Annotated in this window: 14 protein-coding genes; 5 read left to right on the forward strand and 9 right to left on the reverse strand. The window is 55.4% G+C overall.

All coding sequences use genetic code 11. The features are described 5' to 3' along the window. Position 1 precedes the first annotated feature (1 nt). From AK59_RS0121615 to AK59_RS0121625, 3 genes are all read right to left on the reverse strand, one after another. Positions 2 to 1693, reverse strand: coding sequence for a methyl-accepting chemotaxis protein (locus AK59_RS0121615; protein ID WP_029883808.1), 1692 nt, complete (start codon positions 1691 to 1693; stop codon positions 2 to 4). A gap of 160 nt (positions 1694 to 1853) precedes the next feature. Then, entirely contained in the window at positions 1854 to 2972 is a 1119-nt protein-coding gene (locus AK59_RS0121620) for an S-(hydroxymethyl)glutathione dehydrogenase/class III alcohol dehydrogenase (protein WP_023619503.1), read from the reverse strand. A 31-nt stretch (positions 2973 to 3003) separates the two neighbouring features. Continuing rightward, entirely contained in the window at positions 3004 to 3279 is a 276-nt protein-coding gene (locus AK59_RS0121625; RefSeq protein ID WP_029883809.1) for a metal/formaldehyde-sensitive transcriptional repressor, read from the reverse strand. A 575-nt stretch (positions 3280 to 3854) separates the two neighbouring features. On the opposite strand from AK59_RS0121625, the gene iraM reads away from it, so the two are divergent. Next, entirely contained in the window at positions 3855 to 4223 is a 369-nt protein-coding gene (gene iraM, locus AK59_RS1000000124690) for an anti-adapter protein IraM (RefSeq protein WP_071843286.1), read from the forward strand. Between the two features lie 246 nt (positions 4224 to 4469). Here the strand turns inward: iraM and AK59_RS0121630 are convergent, their stop codons facing one another. Continuing rightward, the gene (locus AK59_RS0121630) at positions 4470 to 4757 is read right to left on the reverse strand and encodes a DUF6966 domain-containing protein (protein WP_029883810.1); all 288 of its coding nucleotides are present in this window, start codon (positions 4755 to 4757) and stop codon (positions 4470 to 4472) included. 72 nt (positions 4758 to 4829) lie between these two features. Further along, positions 4830 to 5759: a LysR family transcriptional regulator gene (locus AK59_RS0121635; protein WP_029883811.1), complete on the reverse strand. Its 930-nt coding sequence runs from the start codon at positions 5757 to 5759 to the stop codon at positions 4830 to 4832. A gap of 82 nt (positions 5760 to 5841) precedes the next feature. Here AK59_RS0121635 and AK59_RS0121640 point away from each other — a divergent pair, with 82 nt between their 5' ends. From AK59_RS0121640 to AK59_RS0121650, 3 genes are all read left to right on the forward strand, one after another. After that, positions 5842 to 6318 carry a GNAT family N-acetyltransferase gene (locus AK59_RS0121640; RefSeq protein WP_029883812.1) on the forward strand — a complete coding sequence of 159 codons (477 nt, stop codon included), beginning with the start codon at positions 5842 to 5844 and terminating at the stop codon, positions 6316 to 6318. A gap of 83 nt (positions 6319 to 6401) precedes the next feature. Continuing rightward, positions 6402 to 7070, forward strand: coding sequence for an epoxyqueuosine reductase QueH (locus tag AK59_RS0121645; protein WP_020688571.1), 669 nt, complete (start codon positions 6402 to 6404; stop codon positions 7068 to 7070). 106 nt (positions 7071 to 7176) lie between these two features. Beyond that, the gene (locus AK59_RS0121650; RefSeq protein WP_013096686.1) at positions 7177 to 7449 is read left to right on the forward strand and encodes a DUF883 family protein; all 273 of its coding nucleotides are present in this window, start codon (positions 7177 to 7179) and stop codon (positions 7447 to 7449) included. A 28-nt stretch (positions 7450 to 7477) separates the two neighbouring features. Here AK59_RS0121650 and AK59_RS0121655 read toward each other — a convergent pair whose 3' ends face one another. Then, entirely contained in the window at positions 7478 to 8941 is a 1464-nt protein-coding gene (locus AK59_RS0121655; RefSeq protein ID WP_029883813.1) for an EAL domain-containing protein, read from the reverse strand. Positions 8942 to 9268: 327 nt separating this feature from the next. Between AK59_RS0121655 and AK59_RS0121660 the strand changes: the two genes are divergently transcribed. Next, positions 9269 to 10153 (forward strand): hypothetical protein, encoded by an 885-nt coding sequence (locus AK59_RS0121660; RefSeq protein ID WP_013096689.1) that lies wholly within the window; start codon positions 9269 to 9271, stop codon positions 10151 to 10153. A gap of 40 nt (positions 10154 to 10193) precedes the next feature. Here the strand turns inward: AK59_RS0121660 and AK59_RS0121665 are convergent, their stop codons facing one another. The 3 genes from AK59_RS0121665 to AK59_RS0121675 form a co-directional block, all read right to left on the reverse strand. Then, entirely contained in the window at positions 10194 to 11369 is a 1176-nt protein-coding gene (locus AK59_RS0121665; protein WP_013096690.1) for an HlyD family type I secretion periplasmic adaptor subunit, read from the reverse strand. Then, a complete protein-coding gene (locus AK59_RS0121670) occupies positions 11366 to 13546 on the reverse strand; it encodes a type I secretion system permease/ATPase (RefSeq protein WP_029883814.1) in 2181 nt (726 codons plus the stop codon). Before AK59_RS0121670 ends, AK59_RS0121665 begins: the two co-directional genes overlap by 4 nt. 71 nt (positions 13547 to 13617) lie before the next feature. Then, positions 13618 to 20638: beta strand repeat-containing protein (locus tag AK59_RS0121675; RefSeq protein ID WP_029883815.1), on the reverse strand; the 7021-nt coding region annotated here is incomplete at its 5' end.

Here is a 20638-nt window from a genome sequence, read left to right on the forward strand (position 1 = left end):
CTCAGAACGTCTCCCAGTTATCCCCGGAAACCGCTGCCGCCGGACGCAGCGGCGCATTCTTCGACACTGGCGCAGACGTTGCCGCCCGGCCTTGCTTCGCGCCGCTCAGTCGAAATGCACCCACCGCCTCGGTCAGACGCGCGCCCTGTTCTTCCAGCGATGCCGCCGCGGCGGAAGCCTCTTCCACCAGCGAGGCGTTCTGCTGGGTCACTTTATCCATCTCAGAAATCGCCTGGCTCACCTGCTCAATACCACGGCTCTGTTCATCAGACGCGGCAGCGATCTCCAGCATAATGTCCGTGACGCGTTTAACCGCTTCGACGATTTCATTCATGGTATTACCGGCGGCGACGACTTCGCCCGAGCCCTGGTCAATCAGCGAAACGGATTCGTTGATCAGACTTTCGATCTCTTTGGCGGCATTCGCACTGCGGCTTGCCAGAGTACGAACTTCGCTTGCCACCACGGCAAACCCGCGCCCCTGCTCACCCGCACGCGCCGCTTCTACCGCCGCGTTGAGCGCCAGAATATTGGTCTGGAAGGCGATACTGTTAATCACGGCGGTAATTTCAGAGATCTTCTTCGAACTGGTAGAGATATTGCCCATGGTTTTAACCACCCCGGAGACCATCTGGCCGCCACGACTGGCTTTACCGGAGGCATCTTCCGCCAGCTTGCTGGCATGGTGCGCGTTATCGGCGTTCTGTTTCACCGTTGCGGTGAGCTGCTCCATGCTGGCTGCCGTCTGCTCAATGGCAGCCGCCTGCTGCTCGGTACGGGAAGAGAGGTCAGTGTTGCCTGCGGAGATTTCGCTGGTGCCACGATAGATCTCTTCCGCCCCCTGACGCACGGTACCGACGGTGTTCTCCAGCGAGTGCTGCATGGTTTGCAGGTCGCGCGTCAGGCGGCCAATTTCGCTGCGTCCGGCCACATCGTCCGGCATGGTGAGGTCGCCTTTGGCGATATTTTCAATGCGTTTCGCGGCGCGCTGCAACGGGGTGATCACCGTGCGACGCAGCACGACAAAGGTCATGGCCGTCAGCACCAGCGCCAGGGCAAACGCCCCCACCATAAACATCAGGCCCAGCTGGGTGCGGCTGTGTGCCTTAACCGTCAGGGCGTTCGCGCGCTCGGTGCGGATCTTTATCGCCTTCAGCAGCACGGCGTTGTAGGCGTCATCCAGCGGGCGGGCACTTTCGTTTTCATGGTTAATGATGGCTTCAAACATGCCGTTTTTTGCAAACTTAAGCATCGGCTGCAGGCCTGCGATATAGGCGTCATAGCGTGTTTTCAGATCGGCATCCAGCGCTTCATCCTCAGGCGTACGAACCGCGCGATTGATGTAGGCATTAAACCCTTCCTGAGACTGTTTGATCCGTTTTTCCGCCTCAGCGATGTTTTGCTTCATCGCATCCATTTCCGCGATACGGCTCGCCGCCCCGGCGTGGATCATATTGATACGCGCGGTTCGCAGATGGTTTGAGCTATTCGACAGCCCCATACGCACCTGAATTTCAGACGTGACATCCTGCTGATCGGTGTCGGCCTGTAAAAGGAAATACCCCGCCAGACCTGCGCTCAAGGCAAATAGCAGAATAATGCCACCGAGAATGGAGGAAAACAGCGGAACCAGCCTGATGTGATGCAAGAAGCCCAGCTTGCGCTGCGCTGGCATCGAAGTAGTGTTGTCCATGACCGTCGACTCTCTTGTAGGTAAGATGCGTAAAAACACGCCTGTTAAATAGTCATCGGCACGGCTGAGATTTAGATTACGGCTAAAAACGCCGCACTGGTCACACTTTAGAGAAGATTATTAAAGAAACGCCAGCGGCGAAAAACCGCTGGCGTAAGAGTTACTTGTCGCCGAAATGAATAACGGTACGAATGGATTTACCTTCATGCATCAGATCGAACGCCTCGTTGATCTGCTCCAGCGGTAAACGGTGGGTAATGAATGGATCAAGCTGGATTTTCCCGGCCATCGCATCTTCAACCATCCCCGGCAGCTGCGTGCGCCCTTTCACGCCGCCGAACGCTGAGCCACGCCATACGCGCCCGGTTACCAGCTGGAACGGACGGGTTTTGATCTCCTGGCCCGCACCGGCCACGCCGATGATAATGCTCTCGCCCCAGCCTTTGTGGCAGCATTCAAGCGCAGAACGCATCACGTTCACGTTACCAATACATTCGAAGCTAAAGTCCACGCCGCCGTCGGTCATCTCAACAATGACCTCCTGAATCGGTTTTTCGTGATCTTTCGGGTTCACGAAATCGGTCGCGCCCATTTCACCCGCCAGTTTGAATTTCTCCGGGTTGGTATCCACCGCGATGATCCGCCCGGCCTTCGCCTGGACCGCGCCCTGAATCACCGCCAGACCAATCCCGCCAAGACCGAACACCGCCACGGTGTCGCCCTCTTTCACTTTCGCCGTGTTGTGTACTGCCCCAATCCCGGTGGTGACGCCGCAGCCCAGCAGACAGACTTTATCCAGCGGCGCCTGCGGGTTCACCTTTGCCAGTGAGATCTCCGCGCAAACGGTGTATTCACTGAAGGTGCTGGTGCCCATGTAGTGGTAAACCGGCTCGCCGTTATAGGAGAAACGGGTGGTACCGTCCGGCATCAGCCCCTTGCCCTGGGTGGCGCGAACCGCCTGGCAGAGGTTGGTCTTACCGGATTTACAGAACTTACACTCGCCGCATTCTGCGGTGTACAGCGGGATCACGTGGTCGCCCGGCTTCAGGCTGGTCACGCCTTCGCCCACTTCCACCACCACACCGCCTCCTTCATGGCCGAGCACCGCCGGGAAAACGCCTTCCGGATCGTCGCCCGACAGCGTAAAGGCATCGGTATGGCACACCCCGGTATGGGTAATTTTGATCAGCACTTCGCCCTTCTTCGGCGGTGCAACGTCAATTTCAACGATTTTGAGCGGCTGGCCAGGGCCAAATGCGACGGCTGCGCGAGATTTCATAGTGTCTTCCCTTATTGTGTGGTGTGTGGGTTTATTTTAGATAAGCGCGCAGCAAATGGCCGACTTCTGCCATGCGCACGGCTCGCTGATCCGGCGTGGTTTCCCCCGTTACCAGCTCATCTTTGAGGTGAATTTCAACCATTTCGCCCATCAGGCCATTGGCAGCGCCGCGCACGGCGGCAATTTGCTGCAGGATGGCCAGACAGGGGTCGCCCGACTGCAGCGCGCGTTCAAGGGCATCAACCTGGCCCCGAATGCGACGAACGCGAGTGAGGATACGTTTTTTATCTTCGGGTGAGTGCGGCATACGGCCTCCTGATACTATAGGGGGGTATGGTACCCTTTAAAGCAACATTGTGTAAACAACAGCTTTCATAGGGTTATCAGGCTCTTGAATCGCATTATCATACATAAGTAATTCTGAATAATTTCTCTTTGAAATGCTGGCCTCTACATTCGAATTAAGCCATTTTCTATGGCTAAGCCAAAAAAAAGCGTCACCAGTACCCTTTATTCGCTGGAATCGATAAGCAGCATTGATAATAATTCAAAAAACCTTCTAAACCTTAAACCTGGTAACAGGTTGAAATGAAATGGTTTCCGCCATGATTAAATTTTCCTTAATAATAAAGGCTTCTACGAAATCTTATTTTTTTGCGTTCAGAACCTGTAAACGGTCAAAATCAAACCACTCCTCTTTGATGTAAGATATATAATTCAAAATAATTATCTACACCATATTGCGCAAACCATTGTTATATATAGAGAAAAATCACAACACCTTAAAATAACGATCAATATCAATGAGTTACAACATTGATTGATGTCTAATCACGTGCTAAACCTAAATCCAGGTAAAAATATCTTATGGAGAAGAGTATGATGTCGTGGCGAGTATTAAGTTCTGTCATTTGCCCAAACACTGGAATCGTTTATTCGCACATTGTTGGTTTGAAATTATTAAGATTAATAATTTGGTACGAGAGTGACATCTATCTTTTGCCCGGAGACAGAATACATACAACAAAAAATGGAATTTTTGTAAATGGGGTGTTCAACCAAATATCCCTTTATAACGTCTCGCCATACAATGAGAACCTGTGGGACGAAATAAAAAACAAAATGGCCTGTCCTTTTAATAAAAACCTGGATTCTGAAGACTGCTCATACGCTGAGCATTGCAATGCGCGCAAATGCCCACACGGATTTGAGACAACCCCTTTGATAATAAGAGTGCCCCGCGATAGCTAATCATTTAATAAGTTAGCTTTTGGATCCGCTGCCCCCTGTTACAGGGACCGCATGCTTAACATTTATTTTACTGAGATACTAACTGAAACCCTATCAGTTACGGCCCCCGCGCGCCTGCCAATGACTTGCGGCAGGCGCGAGGCCATATCTCCGATAACATACGTTATTAATCATTTGGTTTGGTATTATTTATGCTTTTATTCAAACTGGTGGCAGAGGTCTTCTACCACATCTTTTAACTAAACTTTAAATGTTACGCGCGGAGATCTCTGCTTTCGTTAAGCTGTATAGCTCATCTTGTAACCTATTAAGCGCGTTGTTCTCTTCTCGCAGCATTTTGCCGTTATTTTGCAGTATTAAGTCGTTAAAGGATCCTGCCCCTGCGAAAATAGACCTGATACCTAACAAGGCCTGCTCATAATCAGAGTCCAGCTGTTCGCGAAAATAGATGAGTTTCTTTGACCAAACACTTTCATTACATGAAACAAGCAACTCAATGATTTTATTGAGTAAAAAACTAACATCTGATTTCATTTCAGTCTCCTGATGATACCGGTCATTGCAGTCGCGCAACGACATGCCCCTTTCTGCCGACTGGCGCTGCGCTTAACCGGCTTTCACTTCTATTGCTAATTTTTGCAACTCTTCTTTCAGCCAGCGGGTTGCGCCCCGCTGACCGCTGCGTTTATGGGAGTAAATTTTCACGTCAAATTTTTGAATGGAGAACGGTAAGGTAAAAATGTTGATATTCACTGCCGCCTTCAGCTTTTCGGCTGCATACCGGGGAATGGCCATCAGCAGATCGCTTTGCGCAACGATAAACGGTGCGCTGAGCATTGACGGGGTTTTGATCGCAATGTGCCGGGTATAGCCCAACTCCTCCAGGCGTAAATCCAGCACGCCCTGCTTCTCATTCCAGGGGGTGACAACCAGATGGCGGGCCGCGAGATAATCCTCCAGCGTCAGACGCGTCCGGCTTGCGTTGCTAATGACCACATACTCATCTTCAAACCAGCTTATCTCCTCCAGTTCAGGATGGCGGATCTCCTCCGCCGTGCTGAAACCGAGCGCCAGATCCACTTCGCCTGCCAGCAGCTCCGTCAGCGCCGGGCTGTGTGGCAGATAGCGCAGCTCAAAACGCAAACCCGGCGCGGCATCCTGCAACGTGTGCATCAGGGCCGGGAATATGCAAAGCGCGGTAAAATCCGTAATCGCAATGTGCAGGCTCTCGCTACTTTTGGCCGCTTCAAACTCCGGCTGCGGGGTAAGCTCATGATTAAGAAACGACAAAGCAGAAGCAATGGACGGCGCGAGCTGTGTGGCATACACGCTGGGTGACATGCGATGCCCTTCCCGGAAAAATAGCGGATCATTCAGCGTCGTTCGCAAACGTGACAGCGCATGGCTCAGTGCCGATGTGCTCATCGCTAACTCATCGGCGGCCAGGCGAACCGAACGGTGACGGTAAATGGCGTCGAAAACGGGCAGCAGGTTTAAATCAAGGCGTCTCAGGGCCGGATGCATAATATTCATCATTCGTTGATTTCATTGCACTTAATTCTTCGGACAATACTCCGTATGCTTAGCGCCATCAATCGCAAAACATGCAGGAAATACCATGAGCATTACTATTCGTCAGGCCCGCCCCGAGGATGCGGCGGCTATTTACGCCATGATTTATGAGCTGGCGGTCTATGAAAAAGCACCGGAAGAAGTGATCACCACGCCGGACGAGATCCGCGAAACCCTCTTTGGCGCAGACAGTAAAACCGAAGCGCTGATCGCGGAGTATGAAGGTAAGATCGCTGGCTATGCCGTGTTCTTCACCAGCTATTCAACCTGGCTTGGCCGCAACGGTATCTATATGGAAGACCTGTATGTATCCCCGGATTATCGCGGTAAAGGCGCGGGAAGAGCCTTGCTGAAACATATCGCGCAGCTCGCCGTAAAACGCCAGTGCGGTCGTCTGGAATGGAGCGTACTGGACTGGAACCAGCCGGCAATCGACTTCTACCTGAGCATTGGCGCGCTCCCGCAGTCCGAGTGGGTGCGCTATCGCCTGGATGGAGAAGCGCTGCTGAAATTTGCCGGGTAAACGGCGCGCGCTGTGCAGAGATCCCGGCTGTGCGGGATCTATGCTACAATTCCATAAATTTCATTAACATATTGTTGAATACCATGAGCACAGCCCCCTTCATTCGTCCTCAACTTACCCTGCCAAACGGCGCTGACAAACTGCTGCTGCACTCCTGCTGCGCGCCCTGCTCCGGCGAGGTAATGGAGGCCATTCAGGCCTCGGGCATTGATTACACCATCTTCTTCTATAACCCCAATATCCACCCGCAAAAGGAGTACCTCATCCGTAAGGAAGAGAATATTCGTTTTGCGGAAAAACACGGCGTGCCCTTTGTTGATGCGGATTACGATACGGACAACTGGTTTGAACGCGCAAAAGGGATGGAATGGGAGCCTGAGCGTGGGATCCGCTGCACCATGTGTTTCGATATGCGTTTCGAACGCACGGCGTTATACGCGGCGGAAAATGGTTTCAGTGTGATCAGCAGCTCCCTTGGCATCTCGCGCTGGAAGAATATGCAGCAGATCAACGACTGTGGTCAGCGCGCGGCAGCCCACTATCCGGGCATGGTCTACTGGGATTATAACTGGCGCAAACAAGGCGGATCGTCGCGGATGATTGAGATCAGCAAGCGCGAACAGTTCTATCAGCAGGAGTACTGCGGGTGCGTATATTCCCTGCGTGACAGCAACCTTCACCGCAAGTCTCAGGGGCGTCCTCTCATCAAAATTGGCAAACTATTTTACGGCAAAGACGAGTCTGACGAGTAAGGCGGTGCGAAGGGAGACATATCCTAAAACGCGCCAGAATCCGCATTACCGCTCTCAGATGTTGAAATAGCGGCTATCCTTTAATTATCCACAAAAGGAGGTAACAATGTCTGATTTCGACGCTGATAAAAACGCACAGTATGCTGGTGATAAAGCCAAAAATAAACTCGACGAACTGACGGGCTCTGCTCAGCAGCAGTTTGGTGAATTCGTTGACTCCCCTAAACATCAGGTGAAAGGGGCGGCACGAAAATATGCTGCGCAGGCCAGTGATGCCGTTTCTGATGTCACTGAGGCAGTCAGAAATAACCCGTTAACCGGCCTGATTGCGGCAGGTGCAGTGGGTATTGTTCTGGGCCTGTTACTCGGCCGTAAATAATCTCAGGCCCCTCGGGGCCTTATTTTTATTAGCTAAACAATCTTACCATTCGATCTAACTCCTCCTCTTTCACGGCGCGGGAAAGATAATATCCCTGGAAACTTTTTACGCCTAACGCCACCAGCTTTTCAAATTTCTCTTCGCTATCCACCCCCTCTGCAATACATTCGCTGCCGGTCATATCACTGTATATCTGAATCGCTTTGATAAGCTTGTAATCATTGTCATTAGCGACAAACTTTCCGACAATATCCCGGTCAAGCTTTAAACCATCAAAATGAACCTGCCTCACCGGAAACATGGTTTGATGGCTGGAGAAGCAATCATCCAGGAATAACCGACACCCCGTACTGCGCAGGCGACGCATGGTTTCTGGGATGGTTTTATCTTTGGTCACATCAATATCTTCAGCAAATTCAAAGACCAGGTTCCCGGCCCACTGGGGTTTCAGCAGCATCTTGATGGCTTTTTTGGCCATCTCGGGCAAGGCATTTCCGGCCGCGAGTCCCGGCGGTATATTCACCGAAAAATAATATTTCCCGTTATATTTGTTGATGCCAGAAACAGCGGCATGCAGCACCAGCGCCGTGATATTCAACCATAGCTCACGATTTTTCACCCCGGCAAGAAAATGGGCAGGCTTGATAATTTTACCGTTCTTGTTCCAGCGTAATAAAATCTCAAACCCAACACCTTTTTTATTTTCATCGGTGATTATTTGATACGCAGGAAATATCTCCCTTTTAAGCAGCGCATTAAAGACATCCACCTCAGTACTGGACAGTGATTCTATTTTTCCCTGCCGTTCCCCACTCCCTGGTGCAGAAAAACCCTGAGAATTTTTATACCACAACTGGATTAATTGCAGCTTTCTTAAACCGGCCTTGCGATGTGTATATACCGTTTTATTTGTCAGCCCAAATTTTTTGCACTGTTTATTTACCGACATGCCCCGGTAGAAATTTAATAAGACATCAAGTTCTCTGTTTGTGAGCCCTTTTTGACGGTCTTTAAAGCTACAGTCCGCATGATGATCCTGCAATGAACGAGATCTGTCCCTGCATGCGTCGTTTTTTTTCTGGACACGCGCAATAATATCGCCGCTGTTGGCGATGCGGATCAGAGATAATTTTTGATTGTTATTCAATAAACTACGCAAGGTCCCGTACAGCCAACTGTCAGGTATATTGCCATACAGAGTGACCGGGCGGATGACGGGAAGCGTGTTAAGAAGATCGGCAAGGTGCCTGAGGCTCTGCAAAAGATCCACGATCTCTTCCCCGAGAAAGACCGTAATTTTAGCGTCCTGATTTTTGATAATAGTGTAGACATCTTCCCGATTTGCGACGTCATCCTCAAAACGCACCTGTGACGCCAACCCTCCCTGCTCTTTCAGTAACAGACGGTACCCCTGGAACGTAAAACTGCAGGCTGAAATAACAAATTCCTGTGCATGACAATCATGATTATTGTGAGAATTGTTTTGAATCATAATGCGCTCCTGGGTACAAAAACACCGTTGCCCTGGTCAATAATGACCAGCACATCGAGACTAAAAACATGCGGAAATGTCACAAGCCTGCATATAACCTGCGTAACAGGTTAATTTTATCTTACCCCCGTAGGTTAATAAACCGTTATCAACGTCTCGCCCTGCAACATCTTTGCGTTAATCACCGCCTGGATCCATATGCTGTGCAAATATAACAATCTTTGCAAATAACGACGGAAAATGTTTTCCCCGCAAGGTATAATGAAAATTCCGAAAAAGAAGTCTGGACACTTCATTACGTCGGCTTGCTCAAAAAGAGAAAATGCTATGGATAATCATATCTCATCCAGGGCCTTGCTACATCGAAGGGATGTTATTAAGAACAACCCGCGGTTTAGCGAGGCAATAATAGAACACTACAAAATCAATGACAGCATCTATAAAAAACAACCCTTGTTCTACAAAACAATGCTCCAGGAATCACGATTCAATATTATTCTTGCCATGTGTTGTTTTATATTCGGCAATCAGGCCGAATCTGTTTCAGAGATAAAAGCATTATGTTCGCGATACAAAATCGCCAGTCCCAACAGCGTTATTGCTATCATCACCTTACTGAGAACTACCGGGCGGATTAAGACCTGGCGCTGTATGGAGGATCGCCGCAAGACGCGCATCGCCCCCACGCAAAAAGGACTGGATGAACTAAAACGTTACATGAGCGGCGCATTTATACCTGTCAGTATTCTTTACCCGACATTTAACATCGACCTTAACCTGTTAGATAACGACATTCTGAGAAATAACTTTTTCCGCCGGGCGGCTGAGTATCTGTTTCGCGGATTAACCTTCAAAGCCGTGTTACCGGAAGTGGGGTTATTTATTGATAAGGATGGAGGGCGAATGATTATGCTGTATTTATATTTGCAGGCCATTAAAAACAAAACCGCACATGGCGCGATAATTGATTATTCGCCCGGCACGCTGGCGAAAGCGTTTTTTGTCTCACGTATCCACGTGGCGCGCATAATTAAATCCGCGCAAGAGGCAGGTTATCTTAAAGACAGAGGGGATGGCCGCATGACCATTTATCCTGCATTTATGCAGCTCGTCGAAAATTATGCCGGGTTATATTTTGCCTATGTCACGCATTACATCAACGTGGTTCCGAAGGAGCGACGCCAGGGGGGTGACGTAACCTCCCCGGTATAATCCTGGGGCGTTCGGTTTCCCGAGCGCCCTTTTCTGTTCGTCAGCGTTCCCGCAACGCCTCTTTCGCCTTATTGAGTGGTTTCAGCAGATAATCCAGAATGGATTTACTGCCCGTTTTAATATCCACCGTCGCAATCATCCCCGGAAACACCGGAAATTCCTTGCCCTGTTTATTTGTCAGGTGGTTACTGTCAGTACGGATATAGACGCGGTAGTAGTACACGTCTCTTTTGACCTCATCCTGAAGGGTATCAGGTGAAATCATGGTCACCTCACCCGTCAGTCCACCATAAATCGAGTAGTCATAGGCGGTGATTTTCACCAGCGCTTTCTGTCCGGGGTGGATAAACGCCACATCACGCGGTGAAATTTTCGCTTCAACCACCATCTGATCGTCAAGAGGCACCAGGCTCATCAGTTTCCCATTGGGCGGGATCACCCCGCCGACGGTGGTGACGTCGATGTCCTTCACAATCCCGCGCACCGGCGCGTTGAAGGTCAAACGGGTCAGGGAATCCTCGCGTCCTTTCATGACCGAGCGCTGGGCTTCGATCTCCGCATTCGCTTTCGCCAGCTCTTCACGGGCGCGCACGTAATACTGGTTTTTCATTTCGGTGATTTTGTTCTCAAGCTCGTTTTTTTGCCGCTCCAGACGTAACACCTCCACCTTGCTCGCCGCCCCCTGAGTGACCAGCGGACGGGTTAACGACAGCTCGCGCTGGACCAGTTCAGCCCCCTGCCGTAAACCGGCCAGCCCTTTTTCCAGGCTTTCGCGACGGGACTGGAAGAGCGCCGTTTCCTGTTTGACCAGTTCAACGTCGTCATCCAGCTCTTGCGGAAACGTCAGTTCCGTGTCGTTCACTTCCGCTTTCAGGCGCGCAGCCGTGGCCAGCGCGGCATTCAGACGAGACTCACTCTCCAGCACGCTGGATTCTGTCTTGGTGCGGTCAAGCTGAGCCAGCCGCTGCCCACGTTCAACGATGTCACCTTCGCGCACCAGCAGGCTATGGATAATGCCCCCCTCCAGCGACTGAATGACCTGCTCGTGAGAAGACGGGATCACTTTGCCGTTGCCGGTGGTGACTTCATCAAGCTGGAACAGACTCGCCCAGGCGATAAACGCCGCAAGCAGTGCGAACAGCGACCAGGCCACCCACGTTGAGCGCGGCAGGCGCGGTTCTTTCAGGCGGCTGTTATAGCGGGATAGATCATTCATGCCATTCCCTCCTCGGCCACGGCCGCCGGTTTCATGGTCACGGTACGCTGCGCTGCCTTTTGCGGCGCCATACCGTGCTGACGCAGGATCGCGTCGCGCGGGCCATCCATCACCACTTTGCCGTTTTCCAGCACGATGATGCGGTCAACCAGATCCAGAATCGGCAGCCGGTGTGTTGCCACCACCAGCGTCCGGCGCTTGCCCAGCCATTGCTGTAAGTGCTGAATGAACTGCTTTTCGCTCATCTCATCCAGCCAGGCGGTAGGCTCGTCCAGCAGAAGAATATTGGGCGACGTGATCAGGGCGCGCGCCAGCAACAGCGCCTGTCGCTGGCCGCCGGATAACCCGGCCCCCCCTTCATTGATGAGGTAGTTCAGCCCCATTTTCTGCTTACGCACGAACTCCAGCGCACCGCTGTTAACCAGCGCCTGATGGATCTCCTCGTCGGTGGCAAGCGGGTTGCCCATCAGGATATTGTCGCGCACAGAGCCAAAGAACAGCCGCGCCTGCTGGCTGAGCAGCTGCATATCCCGGCGCACATCGGCGGTGTCGAGATGATTTAAGGCAATATCATCCAGCAGAATGCTTCCCTGCTGCGGTTCCTGCATCCCGGCCAGAAGCTGCAGCAATGTACTTTTGCCGGAGCCGTTGCGCCCCAGCACCGCCACCCGTTCGCCGGCGCGGATCTGCAATTTGCTGATGTGCAGCACGGTCAGTTTTTCCTCGTCGTCGTACCAGAATCCCACGTCGTCGAGGGTATAGTTCCCGCGCAGATGGGCTTTATGCACCTTTTTACCCTGCTGAGGATCGTCAATCGGGCGCTGCATCAGGTCGTCCAGACCCTTTCTCGCCACCTTCGCCGACTGCCAGCGGGACAGCACGCCCGAAATCTGTGAGAGCGGCGCGATGGTGCGCGAGGCCAGAATCGAGGTCCCCACCAGCGCACCGGTGGTCATGTCGCCGCTGATGACCAGATAGCACCCCACCAGCAACACTACCGCGTAAACTATGGACTGTACCTCCTGCGTCCAGGTCAGGAGCAGCCCGGTCAGCCAGCGCTGTTTCATTCCAACGGTGGCCGCCACATCGTTGGTGTTGTTCCACTGATTCTGAAAACGCTGTTCGGCGCGCATCAGCTTGATGTCCTCAATGCCCTGCACCGCCTCCACCAGGGTGGCGTTACGAATAGCGGATTCGCGCATCCCTTCGCTGGAGAGTTTTCCCAGCGGGCGCTGTACCAGCAGGCCCGGGATCAGCAGCAGCGGCACGGCAAGCAGAACCACCAGCACCAGCGGACCGCCAATCATCCACAGAATGAACACAAACAGCAGGAAGAACGGCAGATCGGAAATCGCCGCAATGGTGGTGGAGGTAATCAGCTCGCGCACCGACTCCAGCTCGCGGATCTGGGCGATGAACGACCCGGTCGATTTAGCGCGGGCGCCGTTTTTGATCCGCAGCGCGTGAGCAAACACCCGCTCGGAGATCCGCAGATCCGCTCGCTTACCTACCACATCCGAAATATGCACGCGCAGCATACGCATAATGAATTCGAACACGATGGCGAGCATGACGCCGCCAAACAGTACCCACAGCGTGGCTTCAGACTGCGACGGCACCACCCTGTCGTACACCTGCATGGAGAAGACCATGCCGGAGAGCGCCAGCACGTTCGCGACCAGCGCCACCAGCATGATGTCGCTGTAGCGTCGCCAGTCTTTCAGCGCCAGCTGCCAGAACCAGTTTTTCTCATAGGGTTTGATGTAATCATCCACGCGGGCATCCGGCGTGGATTCGAGCGGGCGCAATACCAGCAGCGTTTTCAGCCGTGCGCCGAGCGCTTCCCGCGTTAATGTTGTCTCCAGCCCGCCATCGCCGCTGAACTGCAGGCTGACGTTGCCGTCGTTGTCCATGCGGTTAATAACCGCGATCTGTCCGCCAGTGAACTCCGCCAGCAGCGGTAAACGCCACGGGTCGAGGGAGACGGCGTCTGCTTCCACCTTACGCATCCCAAGCCCAAGCTGGCGCGCCATCTCCTCCAGCACCAGCTGGCGCGGGGACTGGCTTTCATGGTTAATCGTGACCCGAACATGCTCCGCCGAAAAATCCAACCGATAGTGCTTCGCGATGATGAGCATGCCCTGCAACCAGGGTTCGTACTGTGGATGTGTCTTCATAATCTCCGGGTTAACGCAAGTCGTCTAAAGAAACGCAAAAGGCCGCGGGGATCGCTCCCCGCGGCAGGGTTTTACGCAATTAACAGTTGATGATTGGCCAGCAGCGTCGCCAGATCCGTCTGGACGCCGTTCAGGGTCACCAGCGTGGTAGGCGAGAACTGACCGCCCGTACCGTCGAGATCAACCTGGATTTCGGTATTGCTGCCGTTTTGCACCACGCGGATGTAATCGGTGATGTTCCCCGCGCTGCTGTCCAGCGTTGCCACCCCATTCACATAGCTCGCCGAGCCCGTGCCGGTATAGCCGCTGTCGGAGAGCAGATCGCGCAGGTCGATACGGTCCGTATCCGCCGTGCCTTCCCAGGTGCCGACGGTAAAGCCGTTCACCACATCGTGACCGTTACCACCCGTGGCATCCGACGCGTTGATGAGCTTATAGAGCAACGTGTCGTGGCCGCCGCTGCCGATATTGAAGGTGTCGTTTCCGCCCCGGCCTTCGAACTGGTTATCACCGCTGTTGCCGGTAATGACATCGTCGAAGTCCGAGCCGTTGATCCCTTCAATGTTCAACAACCGTGTGGTGCCAAACCCGGTGTCCTGCGCCGTGGAGAGACGTAAATCAACGGTAATGCCGGACGTTGCGTTACGGTAATCCACCACGTCCATCCCACCGGTGTTGCTCCAGGTGTCATAGTCGGAATGGGTATTCCAGCCGCCGGAACCGTTATAGGTATAGGTGCCATCCTCTGCGATAAAGGTGTCGTTATACCCGGTGCCGGTAATCGTTCCGCTGTGGCCGCCGGTGGCCGCTTCGGCAGTGAGCACGTAGCCCTCCTTACCGTTGCCCGCCTCCAGGCCGCTCCAGGTGACGTTATCCGACACGCCGTTAGTGATCTTGACGATCTCGGCCGAGTAGGTCTCATTCGGATCCAGCCCGTAGAAACTCACCAGCGCAGAGGTATCGTTCGAGCCGATACCGGACTGGGCGTTGATGATCTGCGAGGCCACCAGCACACCCGCGGCGTTATACAGATTGACCGTGTTGCCGTAGTAAGCGTTGATACCCTCACTGTCGACAATGTGCAGGTGCATCGCGGTGCCGTCGGCAATGGTTTTGCTGTTTTGCACCAGCACCACCTTGCCGTTTTGCTGCGACACCAGCAGATCCTGTGCGCCATCCCAGTTGTAATCCACCGCAGCCACACCGGTGACGTTGGCAAGCCCAGACGCCAGCTGGCTCGAGGTCCAGGTGGAACCGTAACCGTTATTGGTGAACAGGGTCGCGGTTTGTGACGCGCCGTAGGTGCTGAGCTTGATGATGTCCATCTGCCCGTCACCGTTCCAGTCCACCGCCACCGACAGATACCCCGCCGTGGCGTTAGAGGCTTCTACCGCGCTCTTGGTCGTGGACAGCTGCCCTGCACCGTTGTTGTAGTAGATCACCCCGCCGGTGTTGTTGTAGCTGCTGCCCAGGTACAGATCCATGTAGCCATCGCCGTTGAAGTCCGCCCACGTCATGGAGGCTGCCGTGGTGGTATTCGAGGCGTTCGCGACAAACACGTTGGTCAGGTTCTGGCCGATGGAGAGCGTGCCGTTACCGTTGTTATTAATCACCGTTAACGAGTACGCACTGCTGCGGTTGGTGTGCTGCACAATGTCTACGGTGCCGTCGTTGTTCAGGTCGACGCCGGAGATTTCACGTCCAGAGTCAAACTGACCGTAGAACCCACCTTCACCGCCGGTGCCATCCGGCGACAGGACGCCATTGTTGTTCACCAGATAGGTCAATGAGTCCATACCCGCATCGCCGTACGCCAGATCCAGATAACCATCCCCGTTTTTGTCGTACGCCACCACGCCGCCGTACCAGATGGTGGTTCCCATCGCCAGCTGGCTGGCGTTATAGGTGCTGCCATCGTAGGTCCACATGACCTGTGTAGAGCCTGCGTAGGTGTTCTCCGTCGCGAAGATATCCTGCGTGCCGTTACGGTCAAAGTCGGCGGCGGTCTGGCTCACCACGTAATAGCCACGGGTGTTGCTCAGCGTATTGCCGGCATAGGTCGAGCTATCGCTGCTGGAGTAAGACTGGCCGTTAGCAATGATATTCCACAGGCCGCTGCTGTTCGTGCCGACGGTCATGGTCGAGTTGTTCAGGTTACCCGCCGTGGTCGCCCAGTCGGTATTCACGGTGGTGGTATCAATCACCAGGCTGCCGTTGGCAATACCGGTGGTATTGCCGTTGCCCGCGCTGCTCTTCACCTGAGCGGTGACGTTATAGCTCGCCACGCCCAGCGCATCGCTGTCCGGGATCTGCAGATACCAGGTGTTGTGATCCGGATCGACCACGACCGCACCGCCGGTCTGGGAGGTGTAGGTTTTCCCGTTCACCGTCACCACCAGGTATTCACCGTTCACCAGGTCTGCGGATACCGTACCGCTGACAATCGGCGTGGTATCGGAGGTAGTCTGGGCGGTAATTGCCGCCGTGGTGGTCGGTACGCTGGTATCGACGTTCAGCACAAACCCGTCCGATTCCGTGTAGTTACCGGCTTTATCGGTGACGCGCACTATGTAGGTGTGGTTGCCATCGCTCAGGCCGTTGTCCTGGAAGGACCAGCTGGCGCTGCCGTTCATGGTTACCTGACCAAGCAGAATGCCGTCGCGATAGAGCTGCACAATTTCGCCGTCGTCCGGGGCGCGGTTCAGCGTGCCGTTGATCAGCGGTGAGGTATCATCCGTCGCCACCGACGTACCGTAAGTGCCCTGACGCTCGCCTTCACCGTCGGTGTAGCTCACCACGGTACCCACGGTGGTTGGCGGCGTAGTATCGACCGTCACCACCTGCGACGCGGTGGAGCCAACGTTACCCGCCTGGTCGATAATCCGCACCTGGTAGGTGTAATTCCCGTCATCCAGATCGCGGGTATCGGTGTAGCTCCAGCGCTGGTTGGTGACCGTGGTGTCAACCCACGTATTTCCGCCGTCGAGGCTGATCTGCACGCGCTCGTCGCCTGCCAGCGCGCTACCGAGCGAACCGTTAATGGTCAGCGTGGTGTCCATGGTGATGAAATCACTGCCGGACTGTCCGGTATCGTCGCTGATGCTGTCGATAGTGACGCCGTACTGCGGCGCCTGCGTATCCACCGTTACCACCTGCGACGTGGTAGCCCCGACGTTCCCCGCCTGGTCGACAACACGTACCTGGTAACTGTAGCTATCGTCGGTCAGCGTGCGGGTGTCGTTATAGCTCCACTGCGTGCCGCTCACGGTGGCGTAGACCCAGGTGGTGCCGCCATCCATGCTCACCTGAACGTACTCACCCGCCCCCAGTTCAGCACCGAGCGTGCCGTGCAGGGTGTAGGATGTCGAGCTGGTCAGGAAGTCGTTATTGTCGAAGCCGGTATCCACGGTGATGTTATCCACGCTCACCGTAATCGCCGCATCCGGGGCCACCGTGTCAACGGTAACCTGCTGATGGGCACTGGCACCCACGTTACCCGCGGCATCCACCACGCGAACGTAGTAGTCGTAGGTCTGGTTAGCCAGCGTGCGGCCATCCACGTAGTACCAGTTGTTGCCAGTGACAATCACGTTCTGCCAGGTTACGCCGCCGTCGATACTGATCTGGGCATATTCCCCGTCGGCCAGCGTCGCGCCGAGCGAGCCGTGCAGCGTCAGCGAGGTATCGCTGGTGATAAAGTCGCTGCTGCTCAGGCCGGTGTCATCGCTGATGCTGTCGATGGCGATCGTTTTGCTGGCGTCCGGCACAACGGTATCGATGGTCACTACCTGGCTTACGGTAGCGCTGATATTCCCCGCATCATCAATGACGCGCAGCTGGTAGTTGTAATCCCCGTCGGCCAGCGTACGGCCATCCACATAGGTCCAGCTCAAACCGCTGACACTGACGTCGGTCCAGTTCTGGCCGCCGTCGAGGCTGATCTGAACGTGGTCACCGCTGCCCAGCGCCGCGCCCAGCGTTCCTTTCAGGCTGATCTGCGTATCGCTGGTAATAAAGTCGCTGTCGGACAGACCGGTATCCTGGGAGATGGAGTCAACCGTAATGCTCGTTGCCACAGGCGCGGTCAGATCAATCACCACGTCCTGGCTGTCCGTTGCCCCCACGTTGCCCGCGTTATCGATCACCCGCACCTGGTACTGGTACGTATCGTCCGTCAGAGTGCGGCTATCGGTGTAGCGCCAGGTCGTGCCGGTGACGCTCAGATCACTCCACGTGGCCCCGCCGTCCAGGCTGATCTGCGCCTTCTCGTTGTTGCCGAGCTGCGCGGTCAGGGAACCGTTGATGATAATCTGGCTGTCGTTGGTGATGAAATCACTCGCGCTCAGACCGGTGTCGTTTTGCAGGGAATCAATGCTGATCCCCATCGACGGCGCAGTCAGATCCACGGTAACGGTGTGGTTGTCGCTGGCGCTGTTGCCGATGGTGTTGCTCACCTGCGCGTTAATGACATACGCGCCGCCGTCTGCCAGCGCGGAAACATCTGCGCTGCCGAGCGTATAGCTCCAGCTGCCGTCATTCTGCACGGTGGTCGTATAGGACTTGCCGTTCAGGGTCACCGTCACCGTCTGGCCCGCTGGCGCGTCGGTAGTACCGCTGATCACCAGCGGCGTACCGTGTTCGGCGGCGCTGACGATGTCGTCCTGGGCAAAAGTGTTAATAACGATCGTCGGTACATCGCCGTTCAGCGTCACGTCGTGCGTGGCGCTGCCCGGGTTGCCCGCCTTATCGCTCACCGAGGCGGTAATGGTGTACTCCCCGTCGGTCAGGCCAAGGAAGTCGCGGCCCGGCACGAAGACCGACCACGCCCCGTCCGCCGCGACGGTCGCCTGGTAGCTGTGCCCGTTGAAGGAGACGGTGACCGTCTGCCCCTGCTCCGCCGTGGTGGTGCCGCTGATGGTCTGGCCCGCCAGCTGCTCGGCGTTGTTGACGATATCGTCATCGGCGACGGTGCTGATGGTCACGGTCGGCGCCGTGGTGTCTACCGTTAAGGTGTGCGTGGTCTGGCCGTTATTCCCGGCTTTGTCGTTAACCGAGGCGGTCACCGTCAGCGCGCCGTCGTTCAGGGCAGCCAGGTCGGCGGCAGGAACGTCGAGCGTCCAGGTGCCGTCGTTTGCCACAGTGGCGGTATAAGTTTTGCCACCCAGCGTAACGGTGACGGTCTGGCCCGCCTCTGCACTGGAGGAGCCGTGCACGGTCAGCGGCTGCTGCGCTTCCGCTGCGTTCAGCACGTCATCGCCCGACAGCGTTGCAATGCTCACCACCGGCGCAGTGGTGTCCACGCTGATGCTGTGCGTTGCCGAAGCGCTGTTGCCCGCGCTGTCCTGCGCAGAAACCGCTACCTGATAGTTCGCGCCATCGGCCAGCGCACCCACATCGGCTGCCGGTACGGTGGTGCTCCAGCTGCCGTCGCTCTGAATGGTGGCCGTATAGCTCTTGCCGTTCAGGGTCACGGTCACCACCGTGCCGCTGGCAAACTGGGCACTGGAGCCGTTAATCACCAGAGACGTAGCGGCTTCTGCTGCGTTGATTACGTCATCGCCGCTGAGGGTATTAACCGTCAGCGCCACGGAGGCGGTATTGACCACCACGTCGTGGGTCTGGGTGCTGCTGTTGCCCGCGCTGTCGGTGATGGTTGCGCTGAGGGTCACGGTGCCGTCATTGAGCGCAGAAATCACGCTCGCCGGTACGCCCACGCTCCAGTTACCGCTGGCATCAACGGTGGTGGTGTACTGGTTTGAACCCAAGGTGATGACGACCTTATCGCCTACGTTCGCGCCGGTGGACGTGCCGCTGACGATCTGCGCCTGCGCATGTTCCACGCTGTTGATGACATCATCGCCCGCCACCACGTTAAAGCTGACGGTCGGCGGTGTGGTATCCAGCGTAATCGCCTTGCTCGCGCTGCCCGGGTTACCCGCCGTATCGCTAACGCTCACCTGCACCGTATAGCCATCATCAGCCAGTGCGGACAGATCGGCGGAAGGTACGTTGACGCTCCAGGTGCCATCCGGTTGTACCTGGGCGGTATAGCTGTTGCCGCCCAGCGTCACGGTAACCGTCTGCCCGGCTTCTGCCGTGGTCGTGCCGGAGACAGTCACACCAGCGGATGCTTCGCTGCCGTTAATAACGTTATCGCCAGCAACCGTATCAATGGTGACGCCTGGCGCGGTGGCATCTACGCTGTACTCACGCCCTGCGGACGCACTGTTGCCGTGCGCGTTGGTGACGCTCACCTGCACGCTGGCATCGCCGTCTTTCAGGCCCGCGAGATCCGCGGACGGTACGGTGGCGGTCCAGTTGCCGTCGGCATCGACGGTGGCGGTATAAGAGTTGCCGCCAAAGGTGACGGTAACGGTCTGGTTTTCTTCCACGTTGCTGGTGCTACCGGAGAGCACCAGATCCGCTCCTTTCTCCGCCGCGTTAATCACGTCGTCGGTGGCGATGGTGTCAATGCTGATAGCGACCGCGGTCAGATCGACCGTGACGTCATGGCTGATGGTCACCGGGTTGCCTGCTGCGCTCTGGCCTGCAACGGTGACGGTGACCGTACCAGCAGCCAGCGCCCCGACGTCTGCAGCCGGGATCGCCGCGCTCCAGGTACCCTCTGCCAGCACGGAAGCCGCATAGGTTTTGCCATTCAGGGTCACGGTGAGCGTTGTGCCCGCCGCCAGCCCGTCGCTGGAGCCGGTGACAATCAGGTTCTGACCATGTTCGATGCTATTGATCACATCGTCGCCCGCCACGGTGTCCACACGCAGACCCGGCAGGTTGGCGTCGATGGTGATGTCACGTTCGCCCGTACCGGTGTTGCCGTGGCCGTTGGTGACGGTCGCTGATACCGTTAAATCGCCGTTGCCCAGCGCGGTCAGGACCGACTCCGGCACGCTCACGGACCAGCTCAGATCGCTCTGCACCGTCGCGGTGTAGCTGTTGCCGCCAATCGTCACGGTTACGGTGTTGCCCGCTTCGGCATTCGCCACGCTGCCGCTGATGGTCTGGCCTGCCGCCACTTCCGCCGCGTTAATCACGTTGTCGCCCGCCACGGTATTAATGGTGACGGTCGGCAGTGCG

It is taken from the genome of Enterobacter sp. T1-1, from assembly GCF_000710795.1.
Lineage (GTDB): Bacteria > Pseudomonadota > Gammaproteobacteria > Enterobacterales > Enterobacteriaceae > Enterobacter > Enterobacter cloacae.